This window comes from Mycobacterium alsense, assembly GCF_002086635.1.
GTDB classification, from domain to species: domain Bacteria; phylum Actinomycetota; class Actinomycetes; order Mycobacteriales; family Mycobacteriaceae; genus Mycobacterium; species Mycobacterium alsense.
Genome location: NZ_MVHD01000020.1, coordinates 40,008 through 50,928 on the forward strand (window position 1 = coordinate 40,008; position 10,921 = coordinate 50,928).

Consider the following 10,921-nt stretch of genomic DNA (forward strand, 5'->3'; position numbering starts at 1 on the left):
GGCGGGTTACGCCGGCACCACAAATTCGGACGTGTAGAACTCGGCCGGGTTCTGGGAGTGCGGGTCGCCGCGCTCGACGATCACCCAGACGCCCGTCGTGCCCTGGCGAAGGCTGTCCGAGACGGTCACCGTCGCGTTGCCGGCCGCGTCCGTGTCCATGCCGGTGAAGGCGGTGGCGGGATCGCCGGGACCACAGGTGGCCGTCGAGGGAAGGGGCTCCTGGATCAGGCCGACGTCGTAATGGGTGCCCGGCCGATTGGGGATCGTCACGTGCACCTGCGCGACCGCGCGCGATCCGGAGGTGTTGATGAGCGCGGAGCCGGTGCCCAGCGCCGGCCGGGGCACCAATGCGGCCTCGGTCACCCGGCTGAAATCGCACCGGCGCAAAGTGCTGTCCAAAACGACGGTGGTGCCGCCGTCGGCGGCCGCGGTGACAATCCCCAGCGTCGCCGCCGGGCAGGTCATCGCGGCGATCGCCGCACTACAAATGCCTAACCGTGCCTGCGTGTGCATTGGGTCACTTTCACACTTTCCTGTTAGCTGTGCCACAACGGAAAGTAGTTATTGACCGGCGGTTCGCCGCACTAAACATTCGGGCGGCAATTACTCGTGCGTCAATTCCGGCGGTCAGTCGATTTTGTGCCGGATTAATTGGCGCCGGTCCAATAAAACCGTTCGGGTTATCAGGCTTTGATGCGGATCGGTCCCGGCGACCACAACCCGCTGCGGGTCGCGCGGCCCAATTCCAGCTGCGCGGGCACCGCATCCACGAGGGTGTCGAACTTGCGCAGCGAACCCCAATCACGGCCCCAGTCGCGGGACAGGTAGGTGGACATCACGTGGGCGCGCAGCAGCAGGTCGGTGATGCCGAGCAGCCCGCCGTTGGTGCCGTCCTCCCAGGTGTCGGTGTCCATCTTCTTGGCCGAATAGTCCGGCGTGATACGGAATTTCGGGATCTCGGTGACACCGTTGACGTGCAACATGGGCCGCTGGCACGGGAACGCCAGCCCGACCGCCCAGTCCATCAGCACGGGCTGCGTGGAACCGACGTACTCCTGCAGGGAGCGCAGCTCCGGCACGCGCGGCGGGGTCACCGCGATCCAGTCCTCCGGCGTCAGCGACAGGTCCTCGGCGACCACCCGCACGGCGACGGCATCCGCGGGCATCTCGGAGCGGGCGAAGCGCAGGTTGCGCCAGGCCTTCGGCTGCTCCCCGTACAGATCGAAGGGCACCACCCTGCCGGCCGGCCGCACGTCGTCGGCGCCGCCGGGGCCGGGCCTGCCGTACTCCAGCACCACGGTCTGGCCGGTGGTGCGGTGGTGCAGGACGCTGTTGCCGGTGATCTTTCCGGCGGCGGTCACCACCACCAGCGGGTGGCCGTCGTCCGGTTTGGGCAGCCGGTACCAGGCCGACGTCAACCTGCTCTGCTGTTGCGGACCCGTGGTGTAGCTGCCCGCCACCGGCACCCGGTCGGGGTCGAGGCCGTACGGCAGCGGCACCAGCGAACCGTTGACGCCCGGCGCGTCGAGCTTGGTCGGCGCATCCCAGTCGTAGTCGGTGCCGGGCTGCGGCACCGTCGTCTCCTTGATCGACTCGGCCAGCGTGCGTTCCGGGACGCCGTTGGGGGTGAACCCCGTCGGGTTGACACCGCCCAGGGCGCCCAGCGGGCCGTAGTCGCCGGGCAGGGGCGCCATGAAGCCGACGTTGCTGTCGGGCTCGACGAGCACGTCGTCGGCCAGGCCGCAGCCCCCGCTGAACTCGCGCAGGTTGTCCCAGGCATTGGAATAGGTGGGGTACTGGCGAACGATGCCGGCCACCATCGAGGCGATGAACACCAGCGCCATGAAGCCGGCCGCGATGGGGATGGGCGCAGCCGTCAGCGCTCGCGCCAGCCGTCCTTCGCCGCGGCTCCTGGATGCGAAGTGCAGGTAGACCGCCCACAGCGCGGCGATCGCGAATAGTGCGAAAAATATTGTGCTGATGGTGATTCCGACGATCTTCGGCATCGAGCTGTTGAACGGGACGCCGTAGCTGGAGACGTACCACCAGCCGTTGGTGGTGGCGAAACACAGCGCCAGCATGAAGAGCAGCGCCGCCAGGAACGCCATGCGGTTGCGCGACCAGCGCAGGATCTCATGCGACACCAGCACCGTCGTCAGCGCGGCCATCGCCGCCCCCACCGCGGCGAACAGCCCGAAGTGGTGCACCCACTTGGTGGGGGTGAACATCAAAAAGAACATGGTGCCGAAGATGACACCCATCAGCCGCCACGCCGGCCCGCGCGCCACACCGGGAACCCGCTTGCGCCGCAACATGATGAAGACGGCCGTGAACAGGCTTAGCGCGGTGATCAGGAAGCCGAACCGGCGCGACAGCGAGCCGTCGACGGTGGGCAGGATCAGGTAGTAGTAGCGCAGGTTCTCGGTGTACCAGGCCTGGCTGGGCCCGATCGCGGTGCGAATCCTGGTGGCTTCCAACACCGTTGACAGCGTCTGGTCGGCGAACACCACGGTCAGGATGACCGCGCCCGCGGCCAGCATGGGTGCCACCAGGGGCCACGTGCCGACCAGCCGGTGGCGCCGCACCAGGATGCGCAGGATCGGGCGCCCGCCGGCGATCAGCGCGGCGACCGCGATCAGCCCGGTGGGCTGGACGCCGAGCGTGAAGGCGGCGGTGATGACCGCCAGCGCCGCGGGTGTCAGCCGGCTGTACCGCATGGAACGTTCGATCAGCACGTAGGTGATCAGCGAACCGACGGCGATGATCGGCTCGGGACGCAGGCCGTTGTTGAACGGCATCCAGGCCGTCAGCAGCACCATCCCCGCCGCCCAGTTGGCGGCCTTGCTGGAGGCGACCGCGGGTCCCAGCCGGGGGAGCACCTCGCGCGACAACAGCAGCCAGCACACGATCCCGGCGATCAGGTCCGGCAACCGCATCCACAGGCTGGCGTCGGTGACGTGGGTCATCAGCGCCAGCAGGTTGTAGTACCAGCCGAAGGGGTCCTCCGGGCTGCCGAACCAGCGGAAGTAGTTCGACATGTAGCCGGCCCGGTCGGCGACCCGGGCCATGCCCAGGATGTAGCCGTCGTCCGACGAATTCGCCCCGATCACATGCCAGAGCACGAACCCGAAGAGCACGGTGGCGTCGGCCAGGGTGAACGTGCGCCAGTTCGCCGGGATCAGCCGGCGCATCCGGTGACCGTCCAGCTGGTCGAGGCGCCACAGCGCGATCAGCGCGACGATGGTGGCCACGATCGCCAGCACCATCGCGGACAGCTTCAGCGTCGTCGGGGTGGTGGAGAATCGGGTGTCGATCGTCGCCGACAACGTCAAGCCCGGCGGGGCCGGCCCGCTCAGGTCGGTGAACACCCCAACGATCTGCGGCCGCAGGTTCGGGTCGGGGAAGCCGCCCGTGATCGGTTTGCCCGTCGAATCGCTCAGCCCGACGAAGGTGGCGTAGGCGCCGGTTTTGGTCGACGTGATCTCGATGCTGGAGCATCCGGGGACACCCGCGGCGCCGGCCACCTGATCCCGTGGCGCGCTCGCGATCACCACGTTGCGGTCGGTGACGTCGACGCGCTTGCCGTTGACGACGACGAACAGCGCGTTGAGCGCGGCGTCCTTGCCCTTCTTGGGCGCGGTACTCAGCACCACCCCGCCCTCGGGCGGCAGGCTGCGCACCACCGAGCACGGCACGCTCGCCTTGAGGTCGACGGGCGTCAGCGAGATCAGCGGCGCCGTAACGTTGTTCAGTTGACCGCTTTGCGGCCAGTTCAGGGTGGCGGTGGTCTGCACGACGGGCAGCAGCGGGGTGGCCACCGACAGGACGAAGCCGAGGAGCCCGGCGATCGTCGCCACCCAGCGGGTCATCCGCACGCCGTCGCGGGTCTGGGGCCGCGCGGTGGCCGCCTGTTCGTCGATCATGCTCATGGGAGGGCCCTGATCGGTCCTTGCCGGGTCCAGCCGTGCACGGTGATCACGCCCCGCTCGACGGCGGCGTCCGGCGCCCGATCGCTCGCCACCAGCGGGAAGTACTGCTCGACCGATCCCCAGTCGCGGTGCCAGTCGCCGCGCAGGTACGTCGAGATCGTCGAGGTGCGCAGCAGCGCCTGGGTGAACAGGAACGGCCCGCCGGTCTCGCTGGCCTGCCACCCGTTCGACGACGACGCCGTCTGCTTGTGGTCGGGCAATATGCGGTAGCGCGGAAGTTCGGCAACGCCAAGGTGTTCGGAGAATGGCCGCTGGCACGGGAAGTTGGCGGCGGTGGCGATGTCCATCAGCACCGGTGTCCGCGATCCGATGAGCTGCTGCAGGGTCTGCAGCACCGGAACCCGCGGGGGGGTGAACGCAAACCACTGCTCGGAGCTCAGGTTCGGGTCGTAGGCGACGATGCGTGCCACATTGGCCTCCGGCGGCGCCCACGTCAACGGGAACCGCAGGTTGCGCCACGCCGGCTCCGGCCCGATGTCGATCGGCTCCACCTCGGCGAGCGGCTGGGTGGTGCCGTCGGGGCGGGTGACGCCCCATTGCAGTTTCAGCGGCTGCCCGTAGGTGAAGGTGCCGTCCTCCTTGTGCGACCAGATCGCGCCGGACGCCGACACCACGACGATCGGCCGGTCGCCCGCGCGCACTTTCCAATCGGGAGGCAGCTGGTACCAGGCCGAGGTGGCGGTGGCGGCCAGCGAGTTTTCCCCGTAGCTGCCCATCACCGGGGTGCGCGCCGGGTCGAGGCCGAACGGCAGCGCCGCGTGCGAACCGTTGACACCGGCCGGGCCCTTGCCGCCGGCCGTGCCCGCGGAATCGCTCATGGCCGCGTTGGGCTTGTTGGGTGACGCGTCGGAATTCACCACCCCCGGTTTGGTGACCACCGGGTAGGACCTCAGGTCGTCGCCCACTCCGTCGGGGGTGAAGCCGACCGGACTGGCGCCGCCGAGGGGACCGGCGGGGCCGAACGCCTGCCCGGGCGCCGGCTGCAGCATGCCGGCATTGGGGTCGGGCTCGGTCAGCACGTCGTCGGCCATGGCGCAGCTGGTGGGCGAGAGACCCGACCTGAGCGCGGCGAGATTGGCCTTGCCGGTGGTGTAGAGCGGGTAGCGGAAGACCGCGCCCTTGGTCAGCGAGGCGACCTCGCCGACGACCATGATCATCGCGACGACCAGCAGGGGGGTGGACGCCAGGACGCGGTTGCGCCGGTTGTCCTTGACCTCGGTGTGGCCCGCGTAGTCCATGCGGAAGTGCTGCCAGGCGGCCAGCAGGCCGGTGATGATCGACAACGTCAAGAACATCGACGTCACCGGGTGGCTGGCGACGACCGGCTGGATGTCGTACCACGGCACCCCGTAGTTGGAGACGCCGAACCAGCCGTTGATGCCGGAGGTCGCCACCGCGAGCACGAACAGCAGCGCGGTCACATACAGCGTCAGGTTGCGCCGGCTGTGCAGGCCGATGCGCGCGAGCGTGAAGGCGGTGACCGCGCCCAGCGCGCCGGCCAGCCCGGCGAACGCGCCGAACTGCACGGCCCACTTCGTCGGCGTGAACGTCAGCAGCAGCAGGCCGATCGCGGTGGTGCCGATCAACCGCCACGCCGGGCCGCTGGCAAGGCCCGGCACCGAGCCGCGGCGCAGCAGCACCACCAGCATCCCGAACAGGCACAGCAACATCACCAGCACGGCGAACCGCCGCGCCATCGAGCCCTCGGCGTTGCTTTCCACGGTGAGGAAGTAGTAGCGCAGCCACTCCTGGTACCAGGCGATCGTCGGCCCGACCTTGTACTTGATCCGCGCCGCCTCGGCGACGGTGGCCAGCGTCTGGCTGCGGAAGACCACCACCGTGATCAGCGACAGCGACGCCGCCAGCACCGCCAGCGGGGCCAATAGCCCGTCGGTGGTGCGGCGGCGGCGGATCACCTGCGCGATCGCGCGCGCGCCGGTCAGCAGCGCGGCGACGGCGATCAGCCCCTGCGGCGCCAGGGTCACGGTCAGCATCGCGACCACGATGGCCACCGCGGCGGGGGCCAGCCGTCCCAGCGCGATGGCGCGTTCGACAAGCACCCAGGTGACCAGCACGCCGAGCGCGATCAGTGGCTCGGGCCGCAGGCCGTTGTTGAACGGCAGCCACGCGGCCAGAAACACCGCGCCCGCGGTGAACACCGCCACCCGGTTGGCGGCCAGGCCGCCGCGCGCGGGGCCGAGCCGGCGCAGCAGCCAGTGGCCGATGATCAGCCAGCACGCGATCCCGGCGAGCGTGGCCGGCAGCCGCATCCACACGCCGGCGGTGCTGACCGTCGCCAGTTTGGACAGCACCGCCAGATACCAGTCGAACGGCGCCTCGGTGGTGCCGAAGTACCGGTAGTAGTTGACGACGTAGCCGGCCTTGGGCGCGACGCGGGCGATGGTCAGGTTGTAGCCGTCGTCCGAGGAGGTGGCGCCGACGACGTGCCAGAGCAGCAGCGTCGCGATCACCCCGGCGTCGGCGAGCCAGGCCGCCCAGTGCACCCGGGCCAGCCGCGCGATGGGCGCCCGCCAGTCGACCCGCACGGCGCCGCGGCCGCGCCGATCCAGGCTCGCCATCGCGAGGATGGCGACGAGGACCGCCAGCGCACCCACGACGAGCACGACCTGCTTGATCGCGGTGGGCGCCAGGATGAACCGGGTGTCGACGTCGACGCGGGCCGACAAGCCGGGCTGCGGGGGCACTTTCAGGTCGGTGAAGATCCCGCCGACCTGTGGCTTCTTCTCGGCCGGCAGCACCCCGGAGGCGCCGGGTATGCCGACGAAATCCGCGCCGGCCGCCCCCACGTCGGCCCAGATGTGCAGCACGCTGCAGGCCCCGGCGGCGACGGCCGAGCGCTGTGCCACGGCGGCCACGGTGTCGCGGAACGCCACGACGATCACGTTCTTGTCGGCGCGCACGAAGAGGCCGTTCTTGCCGGTGTCCACCCCGCCGGCCGGCAGGGTCGAGACGACCAGGCCGCCGTCCGCGGGCAGGGTCGCCATGGCCGAGCAGGGGACGGAGATGTCCAGCGAGCGCGGCGCCCCGGACACCAACGGGGCGGTGACCTGGGTGACATGCCCGTCGGCGCCGGTGCCCTGGGGCCACAGGACGGTCGCGGTCGTCTGCTTCGCCGGCAGCAACGGAACGATCAGGCACAACAGCAGGCCGAGCAGTCCCGCGACGGTGGCGATCAACGCGATGCGTTGCGGTCGCTCATTACCGTCGTGGCGCACGAGGCTCGATGGTAAGCGACGCCGCGTTCCGGCATGAGGATGCAGGGCCGCGAAGCGGGGCACCTGCGGGTTCTCGCCGAGCCCGCGTTCAGCGCGCTTGGTGGGGGGTCAACCGCGATCTGTGCGCAGCCTCGGTGCGTCGCGCGCCGCCGGGGGGAATTCGGGCGGTTTGCCGCGCCCGATGGACGAAATAAACTCTCGTCGCGACACTTGCGTTCAAAATGGGGACCCGAGGGCCTCAAGAACGGCCCCGATCATTCGGGAGGCTGGCAGCGCGATGACGAACATTGGTCTCGGGTTCGGCGCCTTGGGACCGTTGCTGATGACCAGCCACGGCGTGCGGGTGCCGGTGGGTGCCCCGAAGCAGCGGGCGGTGCTGGCCATGCTGCTGATCAACCGCAACCGCCCGGTGTCCGTCGACTCGTTGATCAACGCGGTCTGGGACGAGGATCCGGTGCCGGCCGCGCGCACCAGCATCCAGGCCCACATCTCCAACCTGCGCCGGCTGCTCCGCTCCGCGGGCGCCGACCCCTACCAGGTGCTGGCCAGCGCCCCGCCCGGGTACCAGCTCAGCGTCGCCGACGCCGATTGCGACCTGGGGCGCTTCACCGCGGCGAAGGTGGCCGGGACCCAGGCCGCCGCGGCGGGACACTACGAAGACGCCAGCCGGAACCTGTCGTTGGCGCTGGGCGAGTGGCGCGGGCCGGTGCTCGACGACCTGCGCGGCTTCGCCTTCGTCGACGCGTTCGCCACCGCGCTGACCGAAGAAAAAGTGGCGGCTCACACCGCCCGCGCGGAAGCGGAGATCGCGTGCGGCCGGGCCGACGGGGTCATCGGGGAACTCGAGGCGCTCACCGCCGAACATCCCTACCGCGAACCGCTGTGGGCGCAGCTGATCATCGCCTACTACGTGACCGAACGTCAGTCCGATGCGCTGGGCGCCTACCGGCGGCTGAAGACGGCGCTGGCCGAGGGGCTCGGCATCGACCCCGGCCCGACGGTCAGCGCCCTGCACGAGCGGATCCTGCGCCAAGAGCCGTTGGGCGCCAAGGCGAGCGACCTGACCACGCACCGACGCGGCAGCTTCAGCTTCGAGCCGACGACCTCGTCGCTTCCACTCGCGGAGTCCGCGACGACGCCGGCCGGGCTGCGCGGCGCGCGGGGCCGGCTGTACCGGCTGACGGGCGCGATCACCCGGATCGGGCGTTTCACCGACAACGACATCGTGCTCGACGACACCGACGTCAGCCGCCACCACGCCGTGATCACCGACACCGGAACGGGTTTCATGATGACCGACCTGCGGTCGACCAACGGCGTGGAGGTCCAGGGCCAGCGCATCCGGGGCAGCGCCACCCTGGCCGACGGCGACCACATCCGCATCGGCGGACTGGACTTCACCTTCGAGATCGACCCCGCCTGACGGCGCTACCCGCCCAGCCGCGCGGCCAGCGTGCCCAGGCCCGGCCCGTCGAGGTCGGCGAGGGCCGCGGGGCGCCCGGACATCGCCATCAACAGCGCCTCCCCGGGTCCGGTGACCTCGGGCCCGCTGCCGTGTGACCAGTCGATGTCGTTGGCGCGCAGGCGAAGTCCCCTGATCCGGCGCCCGGCTCCCAGCCTCGGGTTGCCCGGCACCAGGCCGAGCACCCGCTCGAGGCGCTCGGCCGGGACGCTGCGCGGCCGGCCCAGCGCCCGGCGGATGTCCTGGTGGTGGATCGTGCCGTCGACGAGCGCGATCATGCCGCCGAATCCCGCTGTCAGCCCCCGGGGTTCGAGGTGGTTGCGGAGGAATTCCAGCAGCTGTTGGGGATTCAGCTTCGCGAACTCGTCGACGCCCACCTGGTTGGCCCGCACGATCCAGCCCTTGGCGAACCGCCCGAACAGCCCTACGGCACCGAGCTCCTCGTAGCTGATCACATGCGCCACAACATCTTTGACGGTCCATTTGGAGCACAGGCTGGGTGCCTCCCAGTCCCGCGGAGACAGCGTGGCCAGAAAATCCGCGAGGTCGGCCCGCTCGGCTCGGGCCATCGTCATCAGCGGGGCCGTCATCGGTGGACCCCGGTGCCGAGCAGGCTTGCGTAGCGGTCCAGATACAGCGGCCAGCCCGCGTCGCCGTCGATGCCCTGCGCGACGGACTCCCAGCCCGGACCATGGCGGTCCAGGTGCCGGTGTTCGAGCTCCACGCGCGTGCGCCCGCCCGACTCGGCGGTGAAGCGCACCTCGACCTCGCTGGCCTTGGCCGGGTCGGCCTCCAGCTGCCAGGTGGGGCCGATGTCCCAGGTGAAGGTCACGCGGTGGGGCGGCTCGTAGACGAGGATGCGCCCCCAGCGGCACACGCTGCCGTCGACGCCGCGGTCGTAGAGGTGCCCGCCCACGCGCGGCTCGAGGACCGTCTCGGCGATCGGGACGGCGAGCAGGTTGTGCTCGCGGGGCTTGAAGTCGCCGAACCGGCCGGTGAAGACGGCGAACGCGCGCTCGATCGGGGCGTTGACGACGACGCTGTGCGCGACGTTCGGGGTTCGGGTCATGACGGTTCTCCTTTGCTCTCGACTTCCCGTTCGTCCCCCTCGTCGAGGGCCCGGGCGTAGTTCGCCAGCGCCTGGGCCCAGAACCGGTCGAGCTCGGCGCGCAGCGCCTCCAGCCCGGTCGGGTCGAGCTGATAGAGGCGACGAGTTCCCGCGGCCCGGTCGCGGACCAGGCCCGCCGATTTGAGGACCTTGAGGTGCTGCGAAACGGCCGGCCGGCTGACGGGCAGGTCGCGAGCCAGTTCGCCGACGGCCGCCGGGCCGTGCACGAGCCGCTCCACGATGGCGCGCCGCGTCCCGTCGGCCAGCGCCACCCATGCGTCGGCGCGGGCCGTTTGGTAAGTGACCACGAACCGTAAGCGTACGCTTACCAATGCGCCGGATCAACGGACAAGAATTTCGCAAGGATTCCACTGGGACCCGGCAAGCGCTCGGCGCCACGCTTCGACCATGAACAGCATCAAACGGATCCTCGCCGGGGCGCTGCTGTCGGGCACCGTCGCGGCCGCCGGGTTCGGGTTGGCCGCGGGCCCCGCCCAGGCCAACCCCCGTGGCCCATACCAGTGGTGTCCGGGGCAGCACCTGCCCGAGCCCGACGTGGTGTGGGACATGAACGCCTGCCACACCTGGTATTGGGTCGACTACGGATTCCAGGCCAACCGCGGCCAGTTCGTTTACGAGGGTGAAAGCCCGCCGCCGAATCTAGGCTGTATCCCCGGGCTGTGCCTGCCCGGGCTGTGACGACCATCGATCACGAAGGAATTAATAAAGGAATCAGCCATGAACACCCCTCGAACGTTGAAGCGGATGCTCGCCGGCGCGGTGCTGTCGGCCGGCGTGACGATGGCGGGCTTCGGCGCGGCCACCGGAACTGCGCACGCGGACGCCTGGGCGGAGGGCCCGCACCAATGGTGCCCGGGGCAGCCCCTGCCCCAGGCCGACATTCAGTGGGACATGGGAGCCTGCCACACCTGGTACCTGCTCGTGGGCGGCCCGAAGGGCAACGTCGGTGGCCGGTGGAACACGATCTGGGACGGCCCCAATCCGCCCGCGCCAATCCGTAAGCCGCCCGGAAATTGCGGCCTGTTCTTCTGCCCGGAGCCGCCCGGAAGCTGACGGCACATCGGCGCTTTCGCGGCGCCAGGCTTGCGCAGGGGCGCTGGGGGGC

9 protein-coding genes are annotated in these 10,921 nt (G+C 70.2%); 3 read left to right on the forward strand and 6 right to left on the reverse strand.

Annotated elements, in window-relative coordinates:
- Positions 1-6: 6 nt before the first annotated feature.
- The 3 genes from BST11_RS13545 to BST11_RS13555 all read right to left on the reverse strand — a co-directional run bounded on the left by BST11_RS13545 (position 7) and on the right by BST11_RS13555 (position 7,225).
- A complete protein-coding gene (locus BST11_RS13545) occupies positions 7-513 on the reverse strand; it encodes a hypothetical protein (protein WP_083138470.1) in 507 nt (168 codons plus the stop codon).
- A 170-nt stretch (positions 514-683) separates the two neighbouring features.
- Positions 684-3,929 (reverse strand): arabinosyltransferase domain-containing protein, encoded by a 3,246-nt coding sequence (locus tag BST11_RS13550; RefSeq protein ID WP_083138471.1) that lies wholly within the window; start codon positions 3,927-3,929, stop codon positions 684-686.
- The gene (locus BST11_RS13555; RefSeq protein ID WP_083138472.1) at positions 3,926-7,225 is read right to left on the reverse strand and encodes an arabinosyltransferase domain-containing protein; all 3,300 of its coding nucleotides are present in this window, start codon (positions 7,223-7,225) and stop codon (positions 3,926-3,928) included. The genes BST11_RS13550 and BST11_RS13555 overlap by 4 nt, the downstream gene beginning before the upstream one ends.
- Before the next feature lie 277 nt (positions 7,226-7,502).
- Between BST11_RS13555 and BST11_RS13560 the strand changes: the two genes are divergently transcribed.
- Positions 7,503-8,648: a BTAD domain-containing putative transcriptional regulator gene (locus tag BST11_RS13560; RefSeq protein ID WP_083138473.1), complete on the forward strand. Its 1,146-nt coding sequence runs from the start codon at positions 7,503-7,505 to the stop codon at positions 8,646-8,648.
- A gap of 5 nt (positions 8,649-8,653) precedes the next feature.
- Here the strand turns inward: BST11_RS13560 and BST11_RS13565 are convergent, their stop codons facing one another.
- The 3 genes from BST11_RS13565 to BST11_RS13575 are packed head-to-tail and all read right to left on the reverse strand — an operon-like array spanning position 8,654 to position 10,103.
- Positions 8,654-9,277, reverse strand: coding sequence for a maleylpyruvate isomerase family mycothiol-dependent enzyme (locus tag BST11_RS13565; protein WP_083138474.1), 624 nt, complete (start codon positions 9,275-9,277; stop codon positions 8,654-8,656).
- Entirely contained in the window at positions 9,274-9,756 is a 483-nt protein-coding gene (locus BST11_RS13570; RefSeq protein WP_083138475.1) for an SRPBCC family protein, read from the reverse strand. The genes BST11_RS13565 and BST11_RS13570 overlap by 4 nt, the downstream gene beginning before the upstream one ends.
- Positions 9,753-10,103, reverse strand: coding sequence for an ArsR/SmtB family transcription factor (locus BST11_RS13575; protein WP_083138476.1), 351 nt, complete (start codon positions 10,101-10,103; stop codon positions 9,753-9,755). The genes BST11_RS13570 and BST11_RS13575 overlap by 4 nt, the downstream gene beginning before the upstream one ends.
- Positions 10,104-10,203: 100 nt before the next feature.
- Here BST11_RS13575 and BST11_RS13580 point away from each other — a divergent pair, with 100 nt between their 5' ends.
- Together BST11_RS13580 and BST11_RS13585 are read left to right on the forward strand one after the other, a co-directional pair.
- Positions 10,204-10,494 (forward strand): hypothetical protein, encoded by a 291-nt coding sequence (locus tag BST11_RS13580; RefSeq protein WP_083138477.1) that lies wholly within the window; start codon positions 10,204-10,206, stop codon positions 10,492-10,494.
- A gap of 39 nt (positions 10,495-10,533) precedes the next feature.
- Complete coding sequence (locus BST11_RS13585) at positions 10,534-10,869, forward strand: hypothetical protein (RefSeq protein ID WP_083138478.1); 336 nt, start codon at positions 10,534-10,536, stop codon at positions 10,867-10,869.
- Positions 10,870-10,921 lie beyond the last annotated feature (52 nt).